20 protein-coding genes are annotated in these 26208 nt (G+C 71.4%); 12 read left to right on the top strand and 8 right to left on the bottom strand.

Annotation, left to right across the window (positions count from 1 at the left end; translation table 11 throughout):
• Positions 1–29: 29 nt before the first annotated feature.
• Genes OG422_RS05320 through OG422_RS05300 form a run of 5 tightly spaced genes read left to right on the top strand, consistent with a single transcriptional unit; the run spans position 30 to position 5763 of the window.
• A complete protein-coding gene (locus tag OG422_RS05320) occupies positions 30–1058 on the top strand; it encodes a sugar ABC transporter substrate-binding protein (protein WP_405740229.1) in 1029 nt (342 codons plus the stop codon).
• Positions 1055–2815, top strand: coding sequence for a sugar ABC transporter ATP-binding protein (locus tag OG422_RS05315; protein ID WP_405740226.1), 1761 nt, complete (start codon positions 1055–1057; stop codon positions 2813–2815). Before OG422_RS05320 ends, OG422_RS05315 begins: the two co-directional genes overlap by 4 nt.
• Positions 2812–3846, top strand: a complete 1035-nt coding sequence (locus tag OG422_RS05310; RefSeq protein ID WP_405740223.1) for an ABC transporter permease — start codon at positions 2812–2814, stop codon at positions 3844–3846. The genes OG422_RS05315 and OG422_RS05310 overlap by 4 nt, the downstream gene beginning before the upstream one ends.
• 16 nt (positions 3847–3862) lie before the next feature.
• Complete coding sequence (locus tag OG422_RS05305; RefSeq protein WP_405740220.1) at positions 3863–4867, top strand: aldo/keto reductase; 1005 nt, start codon at positions 3863–3865, stop codon at positions 4865–4867.
• Between the two features lie 50 nt (positions 4868–4917).
• Entirely contained in the window at positions 4918–5763 is an 846-nt protein-coding gene (locus OG422_RS05300; RefSeq protein ID WP_405740217.1) for an amidohydrolase family protein, read from the top strand.
• 82 nt (positions 5764–5845) lie between these two features.
• On the opposite strand, the gene OG422_RS05295 is transcribed toward OG422_RS05300, so the two are convergent.
• The 5 genes from OG422_RS05295 to OG422_RS05275 form a co-directional block, all read right to left on the bottom strand.
• On the bottom strand, positions 5846–6517 hold the full coding sequence (locus OG422_RS05295; protein ID WP_405740214.1) for a FadR/GntR family transcriptional regulator: 672 nt from the start codon (positions 6515–6517) through the stop codon (positions 5846–5848).
• A 228-nt stretch (positions 6518–6745) separates the two neighbouring features.
• On the bottom strand, positions 6746–8350 hold the full coding sequence (locus OG422_RS05290) for an FAD-dependent oxidoreductase (protein WP_405740211.1): 1605 nt from the start codon (positions 8348–8350) through the stop codon (positions 6746–6748).
• 3 nt (positions 8351–8353) lie between these two features.
• Complete coding sequence (glpK, locus tag OG422_RS05285; RefSeq protein WP_405740208.1) at positions 8354–9904, bottom strand: glycerol kinase GlpK; 1551 nt, start codon at positions 9902–9904, stop codon at positions 8354–8356.
• Positions 9905–9953: 49 nt separating this feature from the next.
• Positions 9954–10742, bottom strand: a complete 789-nt coding sequence (locus OG422_RS05280) for an MIP/aquaporin family protein (protein WP_405740205.1) — start codon at positions 10740–10742, stop codon at positions 9954–9956.
• A 226-nt stretch (positions 10743–10968) separates the two neighbouring features.
• Complete coding sequence (locus OG422_RS05275) at positions 10969–11733, bottom strand: IclR family transcriptional regulator (protein WP_143939812.1); 765 nt, start codon at positions 11731–11733, stop codon at positions 10969–10971.
• A 236-nt stretch (positions 11734–11969) separates the two neighbouring features.
• Between OG422_RS05275 and metH the strand changes: the two genes are divergently transcribed.
• From metH to OG422_RS05260, 3 genes are all read left to right on the top strand, one after another.
• Positions 11970–15488, top strand: coding sequence for a methionine synthase (gene metH / locus OG422_RS05270; protein ID WP_405740202.1), 3519 nt, complete (start codon positions 11970–11972; stop codon positions 15486–15488).
• 173 nt (positions 15489–15661) lie between these two features.
• On the top strand, positions 15662–16363 hold the full coding sequence (locus tag OG422_RS05265; protein WP_143939810.1) for an HAD family phosphatase: 702 nt from the start codon (positions 15662–15664) through the stop codon (positions 16361–16363).
• Between the two features lie 374 nt (positions 16364–16737).
• Entirely contained in the window at positions 16738–18345 is a 1608-nt protein-coding gene (locus OG422_RS05260; RefSeq protein WP_143939809.1) for an ABC transporter substrate-binding protein, read from the top strand.
• Positions 18346–18443: 98 nt separating this feature from the next.
• On the opposite strand, the gene OG422_RS05255 is transcribed toward OG422_RS05260, so the two are convergent.
• A complete protein-coding gene (locus tag OG422_RS05255; RefSeq protein WP_143939808.1) occupies positions 18444–19115 on the bottom strand; it encodes a response regulator transcription factor in 672 nt (223 codons plus the stop codon).
• Positions 19116–19158: 43 nt separating this feature from the next.
• Positions 19159–20217: a RecB family exonuclease gene (locus OG422_RS05250; RefSeq protein ID WP_405740197.1), complete on the bottom strand. Its 1059-nt coding sequence runs from the start codon at positions 20215–20217 to the stop codon at positions 19159–19161.
• A 194-nt stretch (positions 20218–20411) separates the two neighbouring features.
• On the opposite strand from OG422_RS05250, the gene OG422_RS05245 reads away from it, so the two are divergent.
• From OG422_RS05245 to OG422_RS05235, 3 genes are all read left to right on the top strand, one after another.
• Complete coding sequence (locus OG422_RS05245) at positions 20412–21710, top strand: site-2 protease family protein (RefSeq protein ID WP_405740194.1); 1299 nt, start codon at positions 20412–20414, stop codon at positions 21708–21710.
• A gap of 125 nt (positions 21711–21835) precedes the next feature.
• Positions 21836–22771 carry a tRNA (adenine-N1)-methyltransferase gene (locus tag OG422_RS05240; RefSeq protein ID WP_143939807.1) on the top strand — a complete coding sequence of 312 codons (936 nt, stop codon included), beginning with the start codon at positions 21836–21838 and terminating at the stop codon, positions 22769–22771.
• 191 nt (positions 22772–22962) lie between these two features.
• Complete coding sequence (locus tag OG422_RS05235) at positions 22963–23541, top strand: hypothetical protein (RefSeq protein WP_405740189.1); 579 nt, start codon at positions 22963–22965, stop codon at positions 23539–23541.
• 116 nt (positions 23542–23657) lie between these two features.
• Here the strand turns inward: OG422_RS05235 and OG422_RS05230 are convergent, their stop codons facing one another.
• Positions 23658–23954, bottom strand: a complete 297-nt coding sequence (locus OG422_RS05230; protein ID WP_143939805.1) for a ferredoxin — start codon at positions 23952–23954, stop codon at positions 23658–23660.
• Between the two features lie 252 nt (positions 23955–24206).
• On the opposite strand from OG422_RS05230, the gene arc reads away from it, so the two are divergent.
• Positions 24207–25973 (top strand): proteasome ATPase, encoded by a 1767-nt coding sequence (gene arc / locus OG422_RS05225; protein ID WP_405740186.1) that lies wholly within the window; start codon positions 24207–24209, stop codon positions 25971–25973.
• The last annotated feature ends 235 nt before the right edge of the window (positions 25974–26208 follow it).

Below are 26208 nucleotides of genomic sequence, written 5' to 3'. Positions count from 1 at the left end.
ACCCGCGACCGCACGACGGAGGAATGAGCATGGGACCGCGTACGACCGGCGCGCTGGCCTGCGCCGCGCTGCTGGCCACCGCCGCACTCACCGGCTGCAACCGCGGCAGCGACGCCACGGCCGGGCGGATCGGCATCGACATACCGCGCACCGACACCGACTTCTGGAGCTCCTACCAGCGCTATCTGGAACATGACATCGACCGCGACGGCGTCCCCGCGCTGCCCCTGTCCACCTCCCAGAACGACGTCGCGAAGGTCGTCTCCAACGTCCAGGCCCTCACCGACCAGGGCGCCAGGGCCGTCGTCATGGCCCCGCAGGACACCGGCGCGGTCACCACCGCCCTGCAACGCCTGGCGGCGAAGAAGATCCCCGTCGTCAGCGTCGACACCCGCCCCGACAAGGGCGCCGTCTACATGGTCGTACGGGCCGACAACCGCGCGTACGGCGAGAAGTCCTGCGACTACCTCGGCCGCAAGCTCGGCGGGCACGGCCGGGTCGCCGAACTCCAGGGCGACCTCAGCTCCGTCAACGGACGCGACCGCTCCGAGGCGTTCGCCGCCTGCATGAAGAAGAAGTACCCGGGCATCACCGTGCACGAGCTGGCCACCGACTGGAAGGGCGAGGTCGCCTCCGCCAAGCTCCAGAGCCTGCTGGCCCAGCACCCGGGCCTCGACGGGCTCTACCTCCAGGCCGGGGGCGCCTTCCTCCAGCCCGTCCTCGCCCTCCTGAAGCAGGAGAAGCGCCTTCGGCCCGCGGGCACCCCCGGCCACCTCACCGTCATCTCCAACGACGGCATCCCCGACGAACTCGCCGCCATCCGCGCCGGGCAGATCGACGCCACCCTCTCCCAGCCCGCCGACCTCTACGCGCAGTACGCCCTCTTCTACGCGCGCGCCGCCCTGGCGAAGAAGACGTTCCGGCCCGGCCCGACCGGCCACGGCTCCACCATCGTGAAGATCCCGAACGGCCTGGAGGACCAGCTTCCGGCACCCCTCGTCACCAAGGAGAACGTCGACGACCGGGCGCTCTGGGCCAATCAGCGGGAGAAGAAATGAGGGGGCGGGGCGGGCCGCCGGGGGAGCGCACCACGTCCGGCGGCCCTTCCGGGCCCGGCCCCGACGACGGTGCCGGGCCGCACGCCGGGAGGCCGCCCGGTGCACGCACCGGCCCCGGCAACCCCGGCGCCCCGCCCGCCCTCCACGCCGAAGGCATCCGCAAACGCTTCGGCCCGACCCTCGCCCTCGACGGCGTCCGGCTGACCGTCCGGCCCGGCGAGGCCCACGCCCTCGTCGGCCGCAACGGCGCCGGGAAGTCCACCCTGGTGTCGGTCCTCACCGGGCTGGTGCGGCCGGATACCGGCACCGTCAGCTTCGCCGGGCGGGCGGCGCCCCGCTTCGGTGACGCCGCGGCCTGGCAACGCCGGGTGGCCTGCGTCCACCAGCGGTCGATGACCGTCCCGGACCTGACCGTCGCGGAAAACCTCCACCTGGGCCACCTCCCGCGCGGCCGCATCCGCTGGCGGGCCCTGCGCGCCCGCGCCCGCGAGGTGCTGGCGGAGTACGGCGTCGACGTCGACCCGGCCGCCCGGATCCGCGAACTCGGCGTCGAGCAGCGGCAGTTCGTGGAGATCGCCCGCGCCCTGACGCACGGCGCCCGGCTGATCGTCCTCGACGAGCCGACCGCCCGCCTCGACGCCGCCGGAATCGACCGGCTCTTCACCGAGCTGCGCGCCCTGCGCGCCCGGGGCGTCGCCTTCCTCTTCATCTCGCACCACCTCCAGGAGGTCCACGAGCTGTGTGACACCGTCACCGTGCTCCGGGACGCCCGCCGGGTGCTGACCGCGCCCGTCGCCGGGCTGTCCCGGGACGCACTCGTCGAGGCGATGACGGGGGAGCGGCCGGGCACCGCCGCCCACCGTCCGCCGTCCGGCCCGCCCGGCCCCGAGGTGCTGCGCACCGAACGCCTCGCCCTGGACGGCCACTTCGCCCCCGCCGATCTGGCCGTACGCGCCGGGGAGGTGGTCGGCCTGGCGGGCGCCGCCGGGAGCGGGGCCACCGCCCTCGCCGAGACGCTGGCCGGGCTGCGGGCCCCCGGCGGCGGCCGGATCACGGTCGGCGGCCGCCCGGTCCGCGCCGGCTCCGTCCCGCACGCCCTGGCCGCCGGGATCGGCTACGTACCGGAGGACCGGCACCGCGAGGGGCTGATCGCCACCCGCAGCGTCGCCGAGAACGTCACCCTGACCGTGGGCGACCAGCTGGGCCCGGGCGGCACCGTGCTGCCGTCCCGGGCCCGGGAGTTCGCCCGGCGGATGATCACCACGCTGGACATCAAGGCGGCCGGACCCGCCGCGCCGGTGACCGGACTCTCCGGCGGCAATCAGCAGAAGGTCGTCATCGCGCGCGCCCTGGCCCGCGAGCCCCGGGTGCTCGTCGCCGTACGCCCCACCAACGGCGTCGACATCAAGTCCAAGGAGGCGCTGCTCGACACCGTACGGCGGGTCGCGGACGCGGGCGCCTGCGCGCTGATCGTCTCCGACGAACTGGACGACCTGCGGATCTGCGACCGGGTCCTGACGCTCTTCCGCGGCCGGGTGACCGGGGAGTTCGCCGCCGGATGGCGCGACGGGGAGCTGGTCGCGGCGATGGAGGGCATGGTGCCACCGGACGCGGCCGTCGAAACCCCGGGCGGACGCCCCGCGCACGGCGCCGCCGCGCCGCCCGCCGGTCCGCCCGTCCGTCCGGCCGCGCCCCCGGTCGGTGACCCGGTCGCCCCCGCCGCCCGCCCCGACGCAACGGAAGGAACCGCGCCATGACCGAGACCGCAGTGCCGCCCGACGCCGGGGCGACGACGCCGTCCTCCGCGCCCCGCGCCCGCACCGTGCGACCGGGCCGCTGGCGGGACTTCTCGCTCGTCCCGGTGATCCTCGTGCTGGGCGTGATCGGCTTCATCGTCTCGCCCGCCTTCCTCACCCGCGACAACCTCGTCGGCGTCGTCCAGCAGTCCACCGAACTCGGCCTGCTCGTCCTCGGCGAGGCGCTGATCCTCATCAGCGGCCGGATGGACCTCTCGCTGGAGTCGACTATCGGGCTGGCGCCGGTGGTCGCGCTGTGGCTGGTGATGCCCGCGCACGGCGACCGTTTCACGGGCCTGGAGCTGCTGCCCGCCTGGACCGCCGTGCCGCTCTGCCTCGCCGTCGGCGCCGCGATCGGCACCGTCAACGGCTTCCTCATCCTCACCCTCCGCGTCAACGGCTTCATCGCCACCCTCGGCATGCTCACCGCGCTCCGCGGCCTCCAGGTCGGGCTCTCCGAGGGCCGCTCCATCGGCGACGTCCCGCCGTCCTTCGCCTACCTCGGCGGCGCCACCTGGCTGGGCGTCCCCGCAGCCGTCTGGATCTGCCTCGCCCTCTTCGCCGCCGGGGGCGCCGCCCTCGGCTACCTGCGGCACGGCCGGGCGCTGTACGCGGTCGGCGGCAACCCGGAGGCGGCCCGCGCGGCCGGGATCCGCGTCGACCGGCTCACCTGGATCGTCCTCGCCGTCGGCGGACTCCTCGCCGCGTTCGCCGGGATCCTCTACACCGGCCACTACGGCGCGGTCTCGGCGAGCCAGGGCAACGGCTGGATCTTCCAGGTCTTCGCCGCCGCGGTGATCGGCGGCATCAGCCTCAAGGGCGGCCGCGGCACCCTCTTCGGCGCGCTGACCGGCGTCCTCACCCTCCAACTCGTCATCAACGTGATGACGCTGGCCGGGGTGCCGCCGCTGTGGACGCAGTTCCTCAACGGCGCGATCATCATCGTCGCGCTGGTCATCTCCCGGTTCGCCGGCGGCGGGAAACAGGACTGACGAGGAGCCGGACGCCATGACCCCACCGCCCCGCGGCCCGCGCCGGCTCGGCCGGTCCGCCGTCACCGTCCCGCCGCTCGGCCTCGGCTGCGCCCCGCTCGGCAACCTCTACCGCGCCCTGACCGAGGACGACGCCCTGGCCACCGTCCGCGCCGCCCTCGCCGCGGGCGTCGCCCACTTCGACACCGCGCCGCACTACGGCGTCGGCCTCGCCGAGGAACGCCTCGGCCGGGCGCTGCGCGGCCACGACCGCGCCGGGTACACCCTCGCCACCAAGGCCGGCCGCCGCCTGCGACCGCTCGCACCGGGGGAGACGCCCGCGGGGGAGGGGTTCGTCGCCACCCCCGCCCGCGCCCGGACCTGGGACTTCACCCGCGACGGCATCCGCGCCACCCTCGACGCCTCCCTGGCACGCCTCGGCACCGACACCGTCGACATCGTCTATCTGCACGACGTCGAACACCATCTGCCCGAGGTGTACGCCACCGGCTACCCGGCGCTCGCCGAACTCCGCGCCGAGGGCCGGGTCGGCGCCATCGGCTTCGGCATGAACCACAGCGACGTCCTGGCCCGGCTGGTCGCCGACCTCGACGTGGACGTGGTGCTCTGCGCCGGGCGCTGGACGCTCCTGGAGCGCACCGCCCTCGACGATCTGCTGCCGGTCTGCGCCCGCCGCGGCACCTCCGTCGTCGTCGGCGGCGTCTACAACTCCGGCCTGCTCGCCGACCCGTCGCCCGGCGCCCCGTACGACTACGCGCCCGCCCCGCCGCACCTGGTCGCCCGCGCCCGCGAACTCGCCGCCGTCTGCGCCACGTTCGGCGTCCCGCTCAAGGCGGCGGCGCTCCGCTTCCCGTTCGGCCATCCGGCGGTCGCCGGGGTGGTCGTCGGCGCGGCGGGCGCCCGGGAGGCCACCGAGAACGCCGCGCTCTTCGGCCACGACATCCCGGACGCGCTCTGGCCCGCCCTCGTCGACCGCGGGCTGCTCGCCCCCGACGTACCGCTGCCGACCGCCGCGCCCTGAACCGCCGCCCGGGGGCCCCGAGCCGCCCGCCACCGACCCGGAGACCACCGATGCGCATCGACGCCCACCATCACCTGTGGGACCTCTCCCGCCGCCCGCAGCCCTGGATGACCGGCCCCTGGGCCGATCCGCTGCGCCGCGACCACACCCTCGCCGAACTGCTCCCGCAGCTCGCCGCGCACCGCATCGACGCCACCGTCCTCGTCCAGTCCTCGTCCTCCGCGGAGGAGACCGCCGAGCTGCTGGCGGTGGCGGCGGGCCCCGGCCCGGTGCGGGGCGTCGTCGGCTGGGCCGATCTCACCGACCCCGCCCTGCCCGCGACGCTCGCCGCGCACCCGCCCGCCCTGGTGGGCCTGCGCCATCAGGTGCAGGACGAACCGGACCCGGACTGGCTGATCCGCCCCGGCGTACTGCGCGGACTGCGCGCCGTGGCGGCCGCCGGACGCGTCTACGACCTGCTGGTCACCCCGCGCGAACTGCCCGCCGCGCTCGCCGCCGCCCGCGCCGTACCGGAGCTGGCGTTCGTCCTGGACCACGCGGGGAAACCGGCGGTCGGCGGCGACGACGCGGGCTGGGCCGCGGCCCTCGCCGCCCTCGCCGCCCTGCCGCACGTCAGCTGCAAACTCTCCGGGCTGGTCACTGAGGCCGACTGGACGCACTGGCGGCCCGGCCAGCTCCTGCCGTACGCCCGGCACGTCCTCGACGCCTTCGGCCCCGACCGGGTCCTCTTCGGCTCCGACTGGCCGGTCTGCACCCTCGCCGCCGGCTACGCCACCGTCCACACCCTCGCCGAGACCGCCACCGCCCACCTCACCGCCGCCGAACGCGCCGCGGTCTTCGGGGGGACGGCGGCGCGGGTGTACGGGATCGGGGGGACGGGCGAGGGGGCGGGCTGAGAGCGGTACGGCGCGCGGCCCGGCCGACCGCCACGGCTCCGGTGCCCGCACCGCCCGCCTCACCGCCCCCGGTGCCCGGCCCTCACAACGTCGACCGCAACCACTGCTCCACGCTCGCGATATGGACCGTCGCCCACGCCCGCGCCGCCTCCGCGTCGCCGTCGCGCAGGGCGGCGAGGATCGCGCGGTGTTCGGTGAGCGTCCGGGCCACCGCGTCCTTCTGCGTCAGCCCGCGCCAGACCCGCGCCCGGGTGGTCGGCCCCGACAGGCCCTCCAGCAGGGAGCAGAGCACGGAGTTGCCGGACGCCGCGACGATCCGCCGGTGGAACTCCAGGTCCCCGGCGACCAGCTCCTCCACCGACGGCGCCGGGCCCAGTGCCACCAACCCCGCGTCCAGCGCGTCGAGTTCGGCCGGATCGATCCGCCCGGCGGCCATCGCGGTGGCGGCGGGCTCCAGGATCCGGCGGACGGCGAGGAACTCCAGCACCGTGTCGTCGCGGTGGAAGTCCACCACGAAGCTCAGCGCCTCCAGCAGCAGCTGCGGATCGAGGCTGGTGACGTACGTACCGTCGCCCTGCCGTACGTCGAGGATGCGGATCAGCGACAGCGCCCGCACCGCCTCGCGCAGCGAATTGCGCGACAGGCCCAGCGCCGCGGCGAGTTCGCTCTCCTTCGGCAGCCGGTCGCCCGGCCGCAGCGCCCCCGAGACGATCATCCCCTTGATCTTCTCGATGGCCTCATCAGTGACCGCCACGGCCGACCTCCCCCTTCGGACCCGCCGGACATCTCCCCAGACATCCGATGTCTGGGTCCATTATGGCCCGGCCTGCGGCCCCGGCCCCAGCCCGGTGCGTACCGGGCGGCACAGGAAGGGCGGCCCCCGGCGGCCACCGCCCTCCGTACCCGCACACGCCGGAGGGGCGGCCCCGTACGGGAACCGCCCCTCCGACCGGACCGTACGCGCGCGGCGTACGCCCCGGGATCAGCCTTCGAGCATGTCCTTCACCTTGGCGCGGACGTCCTCCGTGTCCAGGCCGCGGATGGTCAGCGTGGTACGGCGGCGCAGCACGTCGTCCACGGTCTCGGCCCACTCGTGGTCACGGGCGTACGCGACCTGCGCCCAGATCTCCGGCGCGTCCGGGTGGATGCGCCCGGCCAGCTCCGGGTTCTCGTTCGCCAGGCGCGCGATGTCGAACGACAGCGAGCCGTAGTGCGTGGCGAGGTGCCGCGCGGTCTCCGGCGCCATCTGCGGACCATTGGCGCCGCCGTCGATCAGCAGGCGGTGCGCCACCGCGTTCGGGTTGGCGATACCGGGCAGCGGGAGCTTCTTCGGCAGGTGCGAGATCGGCTCCATGTCACCGGCCAGCGGGTGGCCGGGGAGCGCGGCGAGCTTGTTCATGACCGTACGGCCGATGTGGCGGAAGGTCGTCCACTTGCCGCCCGCGACGGACAGCATGCCGCCGCTGCCCTCGGTCACGACCGTCTCGCGCTTGGCCTTGGAGGTGTCGCCGGGGCCGCCGGGCAGCACCCGCAGACCGGCGAACGAGTAGGTGATCAGGTCCCGCGACAGCTGCTGGTCACGGACGGAGAAGGCGGCCTCGTCCAGGATCTGGGCGGTGTCCTTCTCGGTGACCGCGACGTCCGCCGGGTCGCCCTCGTACTCCTCGTCGGTGGTACCGAGCAGCAGCATGTCCTCCCAGGGGAGGGCGAAGGTGATGCGGTACTTGTCGATCGGGGTGGCCAGCGCCGCCTTCCAGGGGGAGGTGCGCTTGAGGACCAGGTGCGCGCCCTTGGAGAGGCGGATGGAGGGGGCCGCGTTCGGGTCCTCCATCTTGCGCAGGTGGTCCACCCACGGGCCGGTGGCGTTGAGGACGAGGCGGGCGCTGACGCCGAACTCCTCGCCGTCCGTGCGGTCCTTCAACTCGGCACCGGTGACCCGGCCCTGGGTGAAGCGCAGCCCGGTGACCTCGGCGTGGTTGAGGACCGTGGCCCCGGCCGCGACGGCGGCGCGGACGGTCATCAGCGCCATACGGGCGTCGTTCATCTGGTCGTCGCCGTAGACCGCGACGGCCTTGAGGTTCTCGGTCCGCAGCTCCGGCACGTCGCGCTGGGCCTTGGCCGGCGATATGACGTGGCCGACGCCGTCGCCGAACGCGGAGAGCGCGGAGTAGGCGAAGACACCGGCGCCGAGCTTGGCCGCGCCGTGCGGGCCGCCCTTGTAGACGGGCAGGTAGAAGGTGAGGGGGTTGGCGAGGTGCGGCGCCACCTCACGGGAGACCGCACGCCGCTCGAAGTGGTTCTCCGCCACCAGCTTCACCGCACCGGTCTGCAGGTAGCGCAGTCCGCCGTGCAGCAGCTTGGAGGAGGCGGAGGAGGTGGCGCCGGCGAAGTCGCCGGCGTCCACCAGGGCCACCCGCAGTCCGGCCTGCGCGGCGTGCCAGGCAGTGGAGATGCCCAGGATGCCGCCACCGATCACCAGGAGGTCGTACGTCGCCTTGGACAGCTGTTCCCGGGTTTCGGCGCGGCTCGGGGTCGAACCGTCGGCCGGGTGCGTCCCGAGGGCCGGGACGCTCTGCAGGGTGCTCATCAATTACTCCTCGACAGTGTCGTCGTCGAGCCAGCCCATGGAGCGTTCCACTGCCTTGAGCCAGCTCTTGTACTCGCGGTCACGGGTGGCCGCATCCATCCGGGGGGTCCATTCGGCGGCCCGGCGCCAGTTGGCGCGCAGCTCGTCGGTGCTGGACCAGAAGCCGACGGCCAGACCGGCCGCGTAGGCAGCGCCGAGGCAGGTCGTCTCGGCCACCATCGGGCGCACCACCGGCGCGTCCAGGAAGTCCGAGATGGTCTGCATCAGCAGGTTGTTGGAGGTCATACCGCCGTCGACCTTGAGCGCGGTCAGCTCGACGCCGGAGTCCTTCGTCATGGCGTCGGTGATCTCGCGGGTCTGCCAGGCGGTGGCCTCAAGTACGGCGCGGGCGATGTGCGCCTTGGTGACGTAGCGGGTCAGACCCGCGATCACGCCGCGCGCGTCGGAGCGCCAGTAGGGGGCGAACAGGCCGGAGAAGGCCGGGACGAAGTACGCGCCGCCGTTGTCCTCGACGGTGGAGGCCAGCGTCTCGATCTCCGCGGCGGAGTTGATCAGGCCCATCTGGTCGCGCATCCACTGCACCAGCGAACCGGTGACGGCGATGGAGCCTTCCAGGGCGTAGACCGGGGCCTGGTCGCCGATGCGGTAGCCGACGGTGGTCAGCAGCCCGTTGTACGAGTTCACCGGCTGGTTGCCGGTGTTCATCAGCATGAAGGTGCCGGTGCCGTACGTGGACTTGGCCTCGCCCTGCGAGAAGCAGGTCTGGCCGAACAGCGCGGCCTGCTGGTCACCGAGGGCGGACGCGACGGGGACCCCGGCGAGGGCGCCGTCGGCGCTGGTGCCGTAGACCTCGGCGGAGGACTTGATCTCCGGGAGGACGGCGGCGGGGATCCCGATCGACTGGAGGATCTTGTCGTCCCACTCCAGCGTGTGGAGGTTCATCAGCAGGGTGCGCGAGGCGTTGGTGACGTCCGTGACGTGCACGCCGCCGTTCACGCCGCCGGTGAGGTTCCAGATGACCCAGGAGTCCATCGTGCCGAAGAGGATGTCGCCGCGCTCGGCGCGCTCGCGCAGCCCCTCGACGTTGTCCAGCAGCCAGCGGATCTTCGGGCCCGCGAAGTACGAGGCCAGCGGCAGGCCGGTCTCGCGGCGGAAGCGGTCCTGGCCGACGTTGCGGCCCAGCTCCTTGCAGAGCGCGTCGGTGCGGGTGTCCTGCCAGACGATGGCGTTGTGGACCGGCTCACCGGTGTGCTTGTCCCACAGCAGTGTGGTCTCGCGCTGGTTGGTGATGCCGATCGCTTTGACGTCGTCGGCGGTGATGCCGGCCTTCGCGACGGCGCCGGCCACGACCTGCTGGACGTTCGCCCAGATCTCGGCGGCATCGTGTTCGACCCAGCCGGGCTTGGGGAAGATCTGTTCGTGCTCCTTCTGGTCGACCGACACGATGCGGCCGTCCTTGTCGAACACGATGCAGCGGCTGGAGGTCGTGCCCTGGTCGATGGCCGCGATGAACGGACCGTGACCGTGGGAAGAAGTGGAGGGGGTGTCGCTCATGGTGTGCTCCAGTGATTCTGTGCGGGCGGAGTCGGTGCGGGGACGCGGCTCAGGCGAACGCCGCCTGATAGATGCCACCGGCGATGGCTCCGCCAATCAGCGGGCCGACGACCGGGATCCATGCGTAGCCCCAGTCCGAGCCGCCCTTGTTCGGCAGCGGCAGCAGCGCGTGCACGATACGCGGGCCCAGGTCGCGGACGGGGTTGATCGCGTAGCCGGTCGGACCGCCGAGCGACAGACCGATGCCGACGACGACCAGCGCCACCAGCAGCGAGCCGATCGGGCCGACGCCCTTGCCGTTGTCGCTCAGACCCAGGTTGAGGATCGCCAGCACGAGCACGATGGTGGCGATGATCTCGGTCACGAGGTTCTGAACGGCGTTCCGGATCTCCGGACCGGTGGAGAAGATGCCGAGGACGGGGCCCGCCTTGGGAGCGGTGGCCTTGTCCACCATGCCTTCCTGGCCGTTGTGCGCGGCCAGCACCTCCGGGTCGGACAGATGCGCCCGGAACTGCCCGTAGTAGGCCAGCCAGACCAGCACCGCGCCGATCATGGCGCCGAGCAGCTCACCGGCGAAGTACACCGGCACCTGGCTCCACTCGATGCCGCCCTTGATCGCGAGGGCGATGGTCACCGCGGGGTTGAGGTGCGCGCCGGACTTCGCGGCGATGTACGCGCCCGCGAGTACGGCGAAGCCCCAACCGAAGGCGATGGCGACCCAGCCGGCCGCGTACGCCTTGGAACGCTTGAAGGTGACGGCGGCGCAGACGCCACCGCCGAGCAGTATCAGAACAGCGGTACCTATGGTCTCGCTGAGGAAGATGTCGGAGCTGGACACCCGCGACTCCTTTGTCCTTCGTCCAGGGGAAGGCGAACCCCGGGTCTCCGGTGGTCCGCGCCCTCCGAGAGGGCTGTGGTCGGCCCCGCGGCGTTGCCCACCATAACGAATATTGTCGTGTGGTGTTCGACAATGCCGACCGACGAACGGCAGTTTTGTTCACCTGTTTGATGACGTCAAGGGTTCTGTGGCGAAAAAGTCACGTGAACAATCGGTGGCAATACGGTCAGAACCGGCCTGCGCCCAGGTCCCTGGACACAGCCCGTACGCAATCCCTGACAGCGGCGACGATTTCCGGCCGCACCACGCCCTCCTGGCACACCCGCTCCACGGCCCCGGTGATGCCCACCGCACCCACCGGCATCCGCCGCCGGTCGTGCACCGGAGCCGCCACCGACGCCACGCCCTCCCAGGTCTCCTCGACGTCCGCGGCCCAGCCCCGCGCCCGGGTCAGCTCCAGCGCCGCCTCGAACGCGTCCGCCCCGGTCACCGTGTGCGGGGTCAGCGGCTCCCGCACCACCTCCGCGACCTCACTGTGCGCCACCGGGTCGTACGCGCACAGCACCTTGCCCAGTGCCGTGCTGTACAGCGGATGCATCGCGCCCACCTCCAGGACCTGGCGGCTGTCGTCCGGCCGGAAGACGTGGTGCACGATCAGCACGCCCTGCTGGTGCAGCACGCCGAGGTAGACGCTCTCGCCGCTGGAGCGCGCCAGATCGTCGGTCCACACCAGGGCGCGGGCCCGCAGCTCGTGGACGTCGAGATAGCTGTTGCCCAGACGCAGCAGTTCCGCGCCGAGCTGATAGCGGCCGGAGGCCGGTTCCTGCTCGACGAAGCCCTCCTGCTGGAGGGTGCGCAGGATGCCGTGGGTGGTGCCCTTGGCCAGGCCGATCGCGGAGGAGATGTCGGACAGTCCCAGCCGCCGTTCCCCGCCGGCCAGCAGCCGCAGTACCGCGGCGGCTCGCTCCAGCGACTGGATGGTGCGTGCCATCGGACAACCTCCAAGATGCGTGGTTCGACAATGCTGAACGATATCGGTCGATGCCGAACCGCGGGAGGGCCGTCGGACCCTTGGCGATCATGGCCGGTGTACGCCGGTCCCGCGCCGCGGGCTGTCCAGGCCCTGGAACGGGGAACACCTGTCCCGGACCGCCAGCTAGGCTGGCGGCGTGCGCCGTCCACCGGGGGGCGCAAAGCCGACAGCCGTCGCAACCAGGGAGCACCTCCATGGCCTCGTACACGTCCACGTCCTCCAGCGCGTCCCGCGTCGATTCCTTCCGTGAGGCGCTGGCCTCACGGGTGGTGGTCGCCGACGGGGCGATGGGCACGATGCTGCAGGCGCAGGATCCGTCGATGGCGGACTTCCAGCAGCTGGAAGGCTGCAACGAGGTCCTCAACATCACCCGGCCGGACATCGTCCGCTCGGTGCACGAGGAATACTTCGCGGTCGGCGTCGACTGCGTGGAGACCAACACCTTCGGCGCCAACTTCGCCGCACTGGCCGAATACGACATCCCCGAGCGCGTTTTCGAACTCTCCGAGGCGGGCGCCCGCATCGCCCGCGAGGTCGCCGACGAGTTCACCGCCTCGACCGGCCGGCAGCGCTGGGTCCTCGGCTCGATGGGTCCCGGCACCAAGCTGCCCACCCTCGGGCACGCCCCGTACACCACCCTCCGCGACGCCTACCAGTGCAACGCCGAGGGCATGATCGCCGGCGGTGCCGACGCGCTCCTGGTCGAGACCACCCAGGACCTGCTCCAGACGAAGGCCGCTGTCCTCGGCGCCCGCCGCGCCCTGGCCGCCACCGGCACGAATCTGCCGGTCATCTGCTCCGTCACCGTCGAGACCACCGGCACCATGCTGCTCGGCTCCGAGATCGGCGCCGCGCTCACCGCGCTGGAGCCGCTGGGCATCGACATGATCGGCCTCAACTGCGCCACCGGCCCCGCCGAGATGAGCGAGCACCTGCGCCATCTCGCCCGCCACTCCCGCGTCCCGCTCTCCTGCATGCCCAACGCGGGCCTGCCGATCCTGGGCAAGGACGGCGCCCACTACCCGCTGACCGCCGCCGAACTCGCCGACGCCCAGGAGACGTTCGTCGGCGAGTACGGCCTCTCCCTCGTCGGTGGCTGCTGCGGCACCACCCCCGAGCATCTGCGGCAGGTCGTCGAGCGGGTCCGCGGCCTGACCCCGCCGCCCCGCGAGCCGCGCCCCGAGCCCGGCGCCGCCTCCCTCTACCAGGCCGTCCCCTTCCGGCAGGACACCTCGTACCTCGCGATCGGCGAGCGGACCAACGCCAACGGTTCGAAGAAGTTCCGCGAGGCGATGCTGGCGGGCCGCTGGGACGACTGCGTGGAGATGGCCCGCGACCAGATCCGCGAGGGCGCCCACATGCTCGACCTCTGTGTCGACTATGTCGGACGGGACGGCGTCGCCGACATGGAGGAGCTGGCCGGCCGCTTCGCCACCGCCTCCACCCTCCCCCTCGTCCTGGACTCCACCGAACTGCCGGTGCTCCGCGCCGGACTGGAGAAGCTGGGCGGCCGCGCCGTCATCAACTCCGTCAACTACGAGGACGGCGACGGCCCCGAGTCCCGCTTCGCCAAGGTCACCGCCCTCGCCGCCGAGCATGGCGCGGCGCTCATCGCGCTGACCATCGACGAGGAGGGCCAGGCCCGTACCGTCGAGCACAAGGTCGCCATCGCCGAGCGCCTCATCGCCGACCTGACCGGCAACTACGGGGTGCACGAGTCGGACATCCTCATCGACACCCTCACCTTCACCATCTGCACCGGCCAGGAGGAGTCCCGCAAGGACGGCATCGCCACCATCGAGGCCATCCGCGAGCTGAAGCGCCGTCACCCGGACGTCCAGACCACCCTCGGCCTCTCCAACATCTCCTTCGGCCTCAACCCGGCCGCCCGCATCCTGCTCAACTCCGTCTTCCTCGACGAGTGCGTCAAGGCCGGACTGGACTCGGCGATCGTGCACGCCAGCAAGATCCTGCCGATCGCCCGCTTCGACGACGAGCAGGTCACCTGCGCCCTCGACCTGATCTACGACCGCCGCGCCGAGGGCTACGACCCGCTGCAGAAGCTCATGGCGCTCTTCGAGGGCGTCGACACCAAATCCCTCAAGGCGGGCAGGGCGGAGGAGCTGGCCGCGCTGCCGCTCGAAGAACGCCTGGCCCGCCGCATCATCGACGGTGAGAAGAACGGCCTGGAGGCCGACCTCGACGAGGCGCTGCGCGACACCCCCGCCCTCGACATCGTCAACAACACCCTCCTGGAGGGCATGAAGGTCGTCGGCGAACTCTTCGGCTCCGGCCAGATGCAGCTGCCGTTCGTCCTGCAGTCCGCCGAGGTGATGAAGACCGCGGTCGCCCACCTCGAACCGCACATGGAGAAGATCGACGACGGCGAGGGGTCGGGCAAGGGCACCATCGTCCTGGCGACCGTCCGCGGCGACGTCCACGACATCGGCAAGAACCTCGTCGACATCATCCTCTCCAACAACGGCTACAACGTCGTCAACCTCGGCATCAAGCAGCCGGTCGCCGCGATCCTGGAAGCCGCCGAGGAGCACCGCGCCGACGTCATCGGCATGTCCGGCCTGCTGGTCAAGTCCACGGTGATCATGAAGGAGAACCTGGAGGAGCTGAACCAGCGCAAGATGGCCGCCGACTATCCGGTCATCCTTGGCGGCGCCGCCCTCACCCGCGCCTACGTCGAACAGGACCTTCACGAGATCTACGACGGCGAGGTCCGCTACGCCCGCGACGCGTTCGAGGGGCTGCGCCTGATGGACGCGCTGATCGCCGTCAAGCGCGGCGTTCCCGGCGCCACCCTGCCCGAGCTGAAGCAGCGCCGCGTCCCCAAGAGGGAGACCGCCGTCCTGGAGGTCGAGGAGCCCGAGGGCTCGGTCCGCTCCGACGTCGCGACCGACAACCCCGTCCCCGCCCCGCCGTTCTGGGGCACTCGCGTCGTCAAGGGCATCCAGCTCGCCGACTACGCCTCCTGGCTGGACGAGGGTGCCCTCTTCAAGGGCCAGTGGGGCCTCAAGCAGGCGCGTACCGGCGACGGCCCGAGTTACGAGGAGCTGGTGGAGACCGAGGGACGGCCGCGGCTGCGCGGCTGGCTGGACCGGCTCCAGACGGAGAACCTGCTGGAAGCCGCCGTCGTCCACGGCTACTTCCCGTGCGTCTCCAAGGGCGACGACCTCATCCTGCTCCACGAGGACGGCACCGAGCGCACCCGCTTCACCTTCCCGCGCCAGCGCCGCGGCCGCCGCCTGTGCCTCGCGGACTTCTTCCGCCCGGAGGAGTCCGGCGAGACCGACGTCGTCGGCCTCCAGGTCGTCACCGTCGGCTCCCGCATCGGCGAGGAGACCGCCAAGCTCTTCGCCGCCAACTCCTACCGCGACTACCTCGAACTGCACGGCCTCTCCGTCCAGCTCGCGGAGGCGCTGGCCGAGTACTGGCACGCCCGGGTCCGTGCCGAGCTGGGCTTCGCAGGCGAGGACCCGGCCGATGTCGAGGACATGTTCGCCCTCAAGTACCGCGGCGCCCGCTTCTCCCTGGGCTACGGCGCCTGCCCCGACCTGGAGGACCGCGCGAAGATCGCCGACCTGCTGGAGCCGGAGCGCATCGGCGTCCAGCTCTCCGAGGAGTTCCAGCTCCACCCCGAGCAGTCCACCGACGCGATCGTGATCCACCACCCCGAGGCGAAGTACTTCAACGCCAGGTGAGCGCCCGGGCCGTCCGCCGCCCGAACGGCGGACGGCCCGCTTCCGCGTCACCCCACGGACCGGCGCGCACAGTCGTACACTGGTCGGTCCGGTAGCGGCCGGTCATCACCCCACTCCGGGGCGGTGGCCGGCCCTTTTGTCCCCCCAGGGGACGTCCTCACGGAGGTGGACGGATGACCAGCAGCATCCCCGCGGCCGACTCCCGGGCGGCGAAGGGCACCGCCCTCCAGGCAGTCTTCCTCGACCTGGACGGCACGCTCGTCGACACCGAGGGCTTCTGGTGGGAGGCGGAGTCCGAGGTCTTCGCCGAACTGGGACACATCCTGAACGACACCCACCGCGAGGTCGTCGTCGGCGGTCCCATGACCCGCAGCGCCGGATATCTGATTCAGGCCACCGGCGCCCAGATCGGCCTGGCGGAGCTGAGCGGCCTGATCAACGCCCGGTTCGCCGCCCGGATCGGCCGCGGGGTGCCGCTGATGCCCGGTGCCCGCCGGCTGCTGGCCGATCTGGCCGCCCACGGCGTGCCCACGGCCCTGGTCTCCGCCTCGCACCGCACCATCATCGACCGCATGCTGCACTCCCTGGGCCCGGCCAACTTCCATCTGACCCTCGCCGGTGACGAACTGGAACGCACCAAGCCGCACCCGGACCCGTATCTCACCGCGGCCGCCCGGCTGGGCGTCGACCCGGCGCGGTGCGCGGTGGTGGAGGACACCCTCACGGGCGTGCGCGCGGGCGAGGCGGCCGGGTGCCGGGTCGTCGCCGTGCCGTCGGTGGTGCCGGTGCCGCCCGCTGCCGGGCGGACCGTCGTCCGGTCACTCGAAGAAGTTGATCTTTCATTTCTCCGGGCCCTCATCACGGAAAGCAATTGACGCATGCACTGAGCGTTCCGCCGGGAAAGCAGGCAGAACTCAGGGCAGCGGCCCGCTCATTTTCCGTGACGTATACCCTGGCTGAATTCCCGCATTGTTGCTGCCATCGGGGCGCGTGAGGTTTCTCACGCGCCCCGGCGTCGACAGGTGTCCCGGCGGGTGTTCCAGAGGGGTTCGGGGGCCTGGTGCACGGGGGTAAGTGTCCGGATTCATGGGGTGACGTGTACTTCGTTCCGGCGTCCGGTAATCGGAGATCCATGTGCTGTTATCCGGTGTCCCTATAACGGCAACTCCGTTGCGGCCCGGACGCGATGGCTGTTCCTACTAATGTCGACGCGAGCAACACCTCTGCGCTGATAAGGAACCTGCCGACGATGAATCGCAAGACCTTGGTGCTGCCGGCTCTGGCCGGTCTGCTCGCCCCCGTACTCGCGGCCTGTGGCGGCCCGGACGGCGCGGGCGGGAGCGGCGATCCGATCGTCGTCGGGGTCGCCACGCAGATGGAGGCCACCAAGGATGCCCCCGCACCGTTCGACCCGGCGCAGGCGTACGACGTCGACGCGATGAACGTGTTGCGCGGCACCCTCCAGACGCTGCTGCGCCTCCCCAGAACCGGCACCACTCCGGTGCCCGAGGCGGCCAAGACCTGCGGTTTCCGTGACACGCGGAACGAGCAGTACCGGTGCACCCTGCGAAGCGATCTGAAGTTCTCCAACGGTCACCCGCTCACCGCGCAGGACGTGAAGTTCTCCATCGACCGCGTGCAGAAGATCAACTACGCCAACGGTCCGGGCACGCTGGTCAACGACATCGACAAGGTCGAGACGCCCAGCGACACCGAGGTGGTCTTCCACCTCAAGAAGCCGGACGCCACCTTCCCGCAGAAGCTCACCACACCGGCCGCCGGCATCGTCGACCACCAGGTGTACCCCGCGGACCGCCTCCGCAGCGGCTTCGACCTCGTCGGCTCCGGCCCGTACACGCTCAAGGCGGAGCACAGCGGCGAGCGCATCACCAAGATCGTCTTCAGCCGGAACCCCGGCTACAGCGGTGCGGTGAAGCCGCTGAACGACAAGGTCGAGATGCGGTTCTTCCCCAGCTCGTCCGCGATGGAGAAGGCGCTGCGCAAGGGCCAGATCGACCTGATGAACCGTGGGCTGTCGCCCGCTCAGGTCAAGGGCCTGCAGAACTCCCGGAACGAGCACATCACCCTCCAGGAGATGCCCGGCCAGGAGATCCGCTACCTCGCCTTCAACACCAAGGACCCGTCGGTCTCCAACCCGGCCGTCCGCCAGGCGATGGCGCAGCTCGTCAACCGCTCGCAGATCCTGCGCGACGTCTACTCCTACGTCGGCGACCCGCTGTACTCCCTGGTGCCGACCGGCCTCACCGGCCACATCAACTCCTTCTTCACCAAGTACGGCAACCCCAGCGTCCCGGCCGCCCGCCAGATCCTGGAGCGGGCGAACATCAACACCCCGGTGAAGGTGACCCTGACGTACACCGAGAACCACTACGGCGCCAGCACCGCCAAGGAGTTCGCGGCCCTGAAGCAGCAGCTCAACGCCAGCAAGCTGTTCGACGTCGACATCAAGGGCGTCGACAACTGGCAGCAGTTCCGCACCGACTCCTCGAACGGCAAGTACGCCGTCTACGGCATGGGCTGGTTCCCCGACATCCCGGACGCCGACAACTACGTCGGCCCGTTCCTCGGCAAGGGCAACTTCCTCAACTCGCCGTACCGCAACGCGAAGATCGAGACGCAGCTGATCCCCGGCACCCGCCAGGAGACCGACCGCAACGCCGCGGGCACCGGTTTCAAGGAGATCCAGAACATCCTCGCCGACGACGTCCCGATCCTCCCGCTGTGGCAGGGCAAGCAGTACGTCGCCGCCCGCGACGACATCACCGGCGTGGAGTGGGCGCTCAACTCCTCCTCGGCGCTGCAGATCTGGGAGCTGGGCCGCGGCGTCTCCGACTGACCCGCACGACACAGGCGGAGGGGCCGGTCCGGGACATCCATCCCGGACCGGCCCCTCCGGCCGTTCCACGCCGCCCCGGACCGGGGCCCGCGCCGCCGCTACTGGGCGCCGGGGCGCACCAGCCCGCTCTCGTACGCGTACACGGCGGCCTGCACGCGGTCACGCAGCCCCAGCTTCGTCAGCACATGGCCCACATGCGTTTTGACCGTCGTCTCGCTCACGAAGAGGTCCGCGGCGATCTCGGCGTTCGACAGCCCGCGCGCGACCAGCTTCAGCACCTCCACCTCGCGGTCGGTGAGGGTGTCCAGGGTGTCCGGTACCGCCTCCTCACCGGACGGCAGATGCCCGGCGTACTTGTCGAGCAGCCGACGGGTGATGCTCGGCGCCAGCATCGCCTCGCCCGCGGCCACCACCCGGATCGCCTGTACCAGCTCGTGCGCCGGGGCGTCCTTGAGCAGAAAGCCGCTGGCGCCCGCGCGCAGCGCCTCGACGACGTACTCGTCGAGATCGAAGGTGGTCAGCACCAGCACCTTCGCCGGGCCGTCCTTCGCCGGGCCGGTGATCTGGCGCGTCGCCTCCACGCCGTCCATCCGCGGCATGCGGATGTCCATCAGCACCACATCGGGCTGGAGTGCCCGGACCTGCTCCAGGGCCTGCAGGCCGTCACCGGCCTCGCCGACGACCGCCAGATCCTGCTCGGCCTCCAGGATCATCCGGAAACCCGTACGCAGTAGCGGCTGGTCATCGACCAGCAGGACGCGGATTGCCACCACTTCTCCTTTGTTGGACCGGCCCCATTCTGCCCTGCTCCGGCTACGCGCCGTCCGCCGGGCGGATCTCCAGCGGATACACCGGGGGAGTGCCGCCGAACTCCGGGCAGTGCGCCTGGTGGTCGCACCAGCCGCACAGCTTCGTCGGCCGCGGCCGCCAGTCGCCCGTCGCCGTGGCCGTCCTGATCGCCTCCCACAACGCCAGCAACTTCCGCTCCACGGTGAGCAGTTCGCTCTCGCCCGGGTCGTACGTGATGACGTCGCCGCTGCCCAGATAGACGAGCTGGAGCCGCCGCGGCACCACTCCGTGCAGCCGCCACATCACCAGTGCGTAGAACTTCATCTGGAACAGCGCGCCCTCCGCGAACTGCGGCCGCGGCGCCTTGCCGGTCTTGTAGTCGACGATCCGGACCTCACCGGTCGGCGCGACGTCCACCCGGTCGATGAACCCGCGCAGCCGCAGCCCCGACTCCAGCACCGTCTCGACGTACAGCTCCCGGTCGGCCGGCTCCAGGCGGGTCGGATCCTCCAGCGTGAACCACCGCTCCACCAGCGCCTCGGCGTCCGCCAGCCACCCGTTCAGCCGCTCGCCCGTCGGGTCGTCGGCGAAGAGCTCCGCCAGCTCCGGCCGCTTGGCCAGTAGCTTCTCCCACTCACCGGCCACCATCGCCCGCGCGCCGCCCGCCGTACGCTCCGCCGCGGGCACGTCGAACAGCCGCTCCAGCACCGCGTGCACCACCGTGCCCCGCGTCGCCGCCGCGCTGGGCTGCTCCGGCAGCTTGTCGATCACCCGGAAGCGGTAGAGCAGCGGGCACTGCAGGAAATCGCTCGCCCGCGACGGCGACAGCGCCACCGGCGGCCCGGGCCGCCTCGATCGCGCGACGGACTCCTCCGCCACCGCCTGCGGTCCGACGGCCACCGCCTGCGGATCGACGGCGGCAGCCTGCGGGCCGATCGCAGCTGCCCGCGGCCCGTCCGCCGACGCGCCGTGCCCGGCCGCGACCGCCCCGCCCGCCGACGGTGTCTCCGGTCCGTCCGCCGCCCCCTGCGTGCGCGGCCCGTGCGTCGCGTCCGCCCCGGCATTCTCGGTGCTCGTTCCCATGACACCCGACCCTACGGGCCGCCACTGACAACGCCCCCGCCGCGGGACGCCGCCACGGCACCGGCGACGGCCCCCCACGACGGATCCGCGGCGGCGGCTCGGCATACCATCGACGGCAGAACCCTTTTGCCCTGCACGATCGAAACGATCAGGCCGAGCAGGCGCGAAGGCCGCAATTCCGACGAGGGGACGCCGTGGACGACAGCGGGAAGCCGCAGGACCCCAAGGAGCCGCAGGGCCCCGAGGCGCCTCGGCCGCACCGGCCGGCAGAGCCGCGCCGGGACCCCGGGACCGGTCCGCACCGCACGGGCGGCAAGGCGCCGAAGCCCGGCCGCCCCAAGGGCACCGGCGGCGGCATCCTGATGGGCCGCCCCTTCGGCGTGCCCGTCTACGTCGCACCCAGCTGGTTCCTCGTCGCCGCGCTGATCACCTGGGTCTTCGGCGGCCAGCTCGAACAGGTCCTGCCGGAGCTGGGCGCCGCCCGCTACCTCGTCTCGCTCTTCTTCGCGGTCGCCTTCTACGCCTCGGTGCTCGTCCACGAACTGGCGCACACCGTCGCCGCCCTCCGCTTCAAGCTGCCGGTGCGCCGCATCCAGCTGCAGTTCTTCGGCGGGGTGTCGGAGATCGAGAAGGAGACCGAGACGCCCGGCCGGGAGTTCGTCCTCGCCTTCGTGGGCCCGCTGCTCTCCCTCGTCCTGGCCGGTGTCTTCTACGGCGGCATGCAGCTGGTCGAGCCGCGCACGGTGCCCGGCGTCCTGATGGCCGGCCTGATGATCTCCAACTTCATCGTGGCGGTCTTCAACCTCCTGCCCGGACTGCCCCTCGACGGCGGCCGGATGCTGCGTGCCGTCGTGTGGAAGGTCACCGGCCGTCCCATGAGCGGCACGGTCGCCGCCGCCTGGGTGGGCCGCGCGCTCGCCGTCACGGTCCTCATCGGCCTGCCCCTGCTGACCCACTCCGGTGCGCTCGGCACCCCGCCCGCCGACATCACCGGCACCGACTCCCTCACCGACGCGCTGCTCGCCGCCGTCCTCGCCGCCATCATCTGGACCGGCGCGGGGAACAGCCTGCGCATGGCCCGCCTGCGCGAACGCCTCCCCGACCTGGGAGCCCGGACCCTCACCCGCCGTGCGGCGCCCACCCCGCCCGACACCTCGCTCGCCGAGGCGCTGCGCCGCGCCAACGACGCGGGGGCCCGCGCCCTCGTCGTCGTCGACCCCGAGGGCGAGCCCACCGGCGTCGTCCGCGAGGCCGCCATCGTGGCCGTACCGGAACACCGCCGCCCCTGGGTGGCGGTCGGCACGCTCTCCCAGGACCTCAAGGACGGCATGCGGGTCCCGGCCGACCTGTCCGGCGAGGAGCTGCTGGAACACCTCCGCACCACCCCGGCCAGCGAATACCTCGTCGTCGAGGAAACCGGGGAGATCTACGGCGTCCTCTCCGCCGCCGACGTCGAGCGCGCCTTCGTCACCGCCATGGCCCGCCACTCCTGACCGCCGCGCGGGCCCCGGCGCGCCCCGGGCCCGGCCGCCCGCCGCCGGGCCGCCCGCCGGTCCCCGGGGCCGCCGCCGGGCGCCCGCTGGTCCGGGGCACGTCCCGGGGCCGGTAGGCTGGTCACATGTCCGAACCGACCGGTGCCGCCCGCCGTCGCGGGCCCTTCAAGGTCGGGGACCAGGTCCAGCTCACCGACCCCAAGGGACGCCACTACACCTTCACGCTCGAAGAGGGCAAGAGCTTCCACACCCACAAGGGAGCCTTCCCCCACGACGAGCTGATCGGTGCTCCCGAGGGCAGTGTTGTCCGTACCACCGGGAACGTCGCCTACCTCGCGCTGCGCCCGCTGCTCCCCGACTACGTCCTGTCCATGCCCCGCGGCGCCGCCGTGGTCTACCCCAAGGACGCGGGGCAGATCCTGGCGATGGCCGACATCTTCCCCGGCGCCCGCGTCGTCGAGGCGGGGGTGGGATCCGGCTCGCTGAGCAGCTTCCTGCTGCGCGCCATCGGTGACCAGGGAATGCTGCACTCCTACGAGCGCCGCGCCGACTTCGCCGAGATCGCCACGCAGAACGTCGAGCGGTACTTCGGCGGCCCGCACCCCGCGTGGACGCTCACCGTCGGCGACCTCCAGGACAACCTCTCCGACACCGACGTCGACCGCGTCATCCTGGACATGCTCGCCCCCTGGGAGTGCCTGGAGGCCGTCTCCAAGGCACTCGTCCCCGGCGGCATCCTCTGCGCGTACGTCGCCACGACCACGCAGCTGGCCCGCACCGTCGAGGCGATCCGCGAGCACGGCACCTTCAACGAGCCGTCGGCCTGGGAGACCATGGTCCGCACCTGGCACGTCGAGGGCCTGGCCGTCCGCCCGGACCACCGCATGATCGGCCACACCGGCTTCCTGCTCACCGCCCGCCGCCTCGCCGACGGCGTCGAGCCCCCGCTGCGCCGCCGCCGCCCCGCCAAGGGCGCGTACGGCGACGACTACACCGGCCCCGGCTCCACGTCGGGCGGCGCCACCAAGGACGCCTCCGGATCGGCCGCCGAGCGCGGCTGACGACGGGCTTCCGGCCACCGAACAACCGGGCGCCGCCGATGAGTTCCCTCCGGGGAACCGTCGGCGGCGCTCTTTCGTTTCCGGTGTGTTCCCGGCGTGAAACTCGGGTCCCGCTGGTTCCTCGGCGTCCCGTCCTGTGGAACGATGCTGGGCACTCCCACCGCCACAGCACTTCACAGGAGTTACCCCGCGTGCAGCCCTTGGCAGGCCAGGACCTTTCGCACACCCAGCCCCGCCCCATGCACTGGCTCACCACGGCCACCGCTGTCGCCGCGGTCATCGCCGCCGGATCCTTCGTCCAGCCTCCCGATGCGACCGCCACCACCGCTTCCGCGAAGCCCGGCCGCACCGCGCCCGCCCCCGACGCGCACGCCGTGACTTTCCCCCTCGACTGCGGGCCCAACCGCCTCGATGTGGTGAAACAGGTCTCCGGCGACCTCGACGGCGACGGCACCACCGAAACCGTCGCCACCGTCCGCTGCCACAGCGACACCGGCACCCCGCCCGGCGGCGTCTACGTCCTCGCCCGGACCTCCGACGCCAAGGCCGCGCCCCGCATCGTGGCGACCCTTCTGGACCCGTCCCGGAAGCTGAGCGTCCAGGACCTCGCCCTGCACGACGGCACGGTCTCCGCGACGCTTCTGGGCTACTCCACGACCGACGTGCCGCGCTGCTGCCCCGACGTCCGCACCGACACCAAGTGGCGCTGGCAGGACGGGAAGTTCCTCCGCACCGACGATCAGGCGGCGCTGGGCACCGCCCGCGTCTGAGCCGTCACCGTACGGCCCGGCGCCGTACGGGAACCGGGCCCGGCGCGGGGAGCGCGTCCGGACAGCGGAAGGCGGCGGTCGCGATACGCGCCGCCGCCACTCCCGGTCCGCCCCGGCTACTCCGCGTCGGGACCGTAGACCTCCACCTGATCGGCGACCCGCCGCACATGGATGCAGTCCCCGGGGCACTCCTTCGCGGAGTCCCGTACGTCGCCGAGGAGCGGCAGCGGGACAGGCGTCGTGGCGCCCTTGTCCTGCAGCAGCTCGTCGTCCGCGCTCTTGACGTACGCCAGCCCGTCGATGTCCAGCTCGAAGACCTCGGGCGCGTACTGCGCACAGATCCCGTCCCCCGTGCACAGGTCCTGATCGATCCAGACTTCAAGCTCTGGACGGGCTTCTTCCTGCACGGTCATCTCGCCTGCCGTTTCCTGCGTACGTGAAGCAATTTTGTCTAAGTGGCGCCAGCCCTGACGGGTGTTGACCGTCCCGACGATACAACCGGTCGCTTTCCGATGTTGTTCGGTGGGTATTCCCTTGGTGAGCGGACGTGCGCAAGGGTGAAGATCGGACACGCCCCGACCGTCTTTTCGATCTAGGGGTTTCAACCCGCACCCGCCCAGGTAGGGTCAGGAAGCGTCCAGCTCCCCTTGGAGGAGGTGAGGACCGTGGCAGCCCACGACGACGACATCAACCGCGGCATCCGGCCGGGGCGGGGGTCCGAGGATCCCGCCGGTCAGGTTGCCTATCTTGAGCAGGAGATCGCCGTCCTGCGACGTAAGCTCGCCGACTCTCCGCGGCATACGAGGATTCTCGAAGAGCGGATCGTCGAGCTGCAGACCAATCTGGCCGGCGTTTCCGCGCAGAACGAACGCCTCGCGAATACGCTGCGCGAGGCGCGCGACCAGATCGTCGCCCTCAAGGAGGAGGTCGACCGGCTCGCCCAGCCGCCGGCCGGGTTCGGCGTCTTCCTGCAGGCCAATGAGGACGACACGGTCGATATTTTCACCGGTGGCCGCAAGCTCCGGGTGAATGTCAGCCCGAGCGTGGAGACGGCAGATCTCCGGCGCGGCCAGGAGGTCATGCTCAACGAAGCGCTCAACGTGGTCGAGGCCATGAAGTTCGAGAGCGCCGGGGACATCGTCACCCTCAAGGAGATCCTGGAGGACGGCGAGCGCGCCCTGGTGGTCGGGCACACCGACGAGGAGCGGGTGGTGCGGCTCGCCGAGCCGCTGCTGGACACGACCATCCGCCCCGGCGACGCCCTGCTCCTCGAATCGCGCTCCGGTTACGTCTACGAAGTCATTCCCAAGAGCGAGGTCGAGGAGCTGGTCCTCGAAGAGGTCCCGGACATCGACTACAACAAGATCGGTGGTCTGGGCGGCCAGATCGAGCTGATCCGGGACGCGGTCGAGCTTCCGTACCTCTACCCCGACCTCTTCAAGGAGCACGAACTCCGCCCGCCCAAGGGCGTCTTGCTCTACGGCCCGCCCGGCTGCGGCAAGACACTCATCGCCAAGGCGGTCGCCAACTCCCTCGCCAAGAAGGTCGCCGAGGTGACCGGGCAGCCCGCGGGGAAGAGCTTCTTCCTCAACATCAAGGGCCCCGAGCTGCTCAACAAGTACGTCGGCGAAACGGAACGGCACATCCGGCTGGTCTTCCAGCGGGCCCGGGAGAAGGCCAGCGAGGGCACGCCTGTCATCGTCTTCTTCGACGAGATGGACTCCCTCTTCCGCACCCGTGGCTCCGGGGTCAGCTCGGACGTGGAGAACACCATCGTCCCGCAGCTGCTCTCCGAGATCGACGGTGTGGAGGGCTTGGAGAACGTCATCGTCATCGGCGCCTCGAACCGCGAGGACATGATCGACCCGGCGATCCTCCGCCCGGGGCGGCTCGACGTGAAGATCAAGATCGAGCGCCCGGACGCCGAGGCGGCCAAGGACATCTTCTCCAAGTACCTCACCGAGCGCCTGCCGCTGCACACCGACGACCTCGCCGAGCACGGTGGCTCCCGGAAGGCCGCGGTCAGCGGCATGATCCAGTCGGTCGTCGAGCAGATGTACGCGGAATCCGAGGAGAACCGCTTCCTGGAGGTCACCTACGCCAACGGTGACAAGGAAGTCCTCTACTTCAAGGATTTCAACTCCGGCGCGATGATCGAAAACATCGTCGGCCGTGCGAAGAAGATGGCCATCAAGGCTTTCCTCGAACACGAGCAGAAGGGTCTGCGGGTCTCCCACCTTCTCCAGGCGTGCGTGGACGAGTTCAAGGAGAACGAAGACCTGCCCAACACCACCAACCCGGACGACTGGGCCCGTATCTCCGGAAAGAAGGGCGAGCGGATCGTCTACATCCGCACGCTGGTCACCGGAAAGCAGGGCGCGGACACCGGCCGCTCCATCGACACGGTCGCGAATACCGGCCAGTACCTGTAAACCGCGCTCCGGCTGCGGATGTCCTGCACGGGGCGTCCGCAGCCGGACGCTTTTCCGGGGGCCGAAAGCGGCTCCCGGAAAGCCGTGCGGCGGAAACCGGACTGGAGCAATGACTGTAATGATCTCCCCAGTACCGCAAAGGCGCTCTAGGCTCGTGGGTACCGCCGCGTCACACGGTACGGATGTGGGGATCGCACACGGATCGGAAGCGCAGCGGTACTTGAGCGCCGACCCC

This window comes from Streptomyces sp. NBC_01525 (assembly GCF_045040405.1).
Lineage (GTDB): Bacteria > Actinomycetota > Actinomycetes > Streptomycetales > Streptomycetaceae > Streptomyces > Streptomyces benahoarensis.
This window is presented reverse-complemented; position numbering and strand designations above follow the sequence as displayed.

Bases quoted from the DNA above. Each gene is read 5' to 3' on its own strand.
- OG422_RS05300 (WP_405740217.1), top strand. From the start codon at position 4,918: ATGCGCATCGACGCCCACCATCACCTGTGGGACCTCTCCCGCCGCCCG.
- OG422_RS05240 (WP_143939807.1), top strand. From the start codon at position 21,836: ATGTCCGAACCGACCGGTGCCGCCCGCCGTCGCGGGCCCTTCAAGGTC.
- OG422_RS05260 (WP_143939809.1), top strand. From the start codon at position 16,738: ATGAATCGCAAGACCTTGGTGCTGCCGGCTCTGGCCGGTCTGCTCGCC.
- OG422_RS05265 (WP_143939810.1), top strand. From the start codon at position 15,662: ATGACCAGCAGCATCCCCGCGGCCGACTCCCGGGCGGCGAAGGGCACC.
- OG422_RS05310 (WP_405740223.1), top strand. From the start codon at position 2,812: ATGACCGAGACCGCAGTGCCGCCCGACGCCGGGGCGACGACGCCGTCC.
- OG422_RS05290 (WP_405740211.1), bottom strand. From the start codon at position 8,350: ATGAGCACCCTGCAGAGCGTCCCGGCCCTCGGGACGCACCCGGCCGAC.
- OG422_RS05230 (WP_143939805.1), bottom strand. From the start codon at position 23,954: ATGACCGTGCAGGAAGAAGCCCGTCCAGAGCTTGAAGTCTGGATCGAT.
- metH (WP_405740202.1), top strand. From the start codon at position 11,970: ATGGCCTCGTACACGTCCACGTCCTCCAGCGCGTCCCGCGTCGATTCC.
- OG422_RS05275 (WP_143939812.1), bottom strand. From the start codon at position 11,733: ATGGCACGCACCATCCAGTCGCTGGAGCGAGCCGCCGCGGTACTGCGG.
- OG422_RS05320 (WP_405740229.1), top strand. From the start codon at position 30: ATGGGACCGCGTACGACCGGCGCGCTGGCCTGCGCCGCGCTGCTGGCC.
- OG422_RS05250 (WP_405740197.1), bottom strand. From the start codon at position 20,217: ATGGGAACGAGCACCGAGAATGCCGGGGCGGACGCGACGCACGGGCCG.
- OG422_RS05305 (WP_405740220.1), top strand. From the start codon at position 3,863: ATGACCCCACCGCCCCGCGGCCCGCGCCGGCTCGGCCGGTCCGCCGTC.
- OG422_RS05315 (WP_405740226.1), top strand. From the start codon at position 1,055: ATGAGGGGGCGGGGCGGGCCGCCGGGGGAGCGCACCACGTCCGGCGGC.
- glpK (WP_405740208.1), bottom strand. From the start codon at position 9,904: ATGAGCGACACCCCCTCCACTTCTTCCCACGGTCACGGTCCGTTCATC.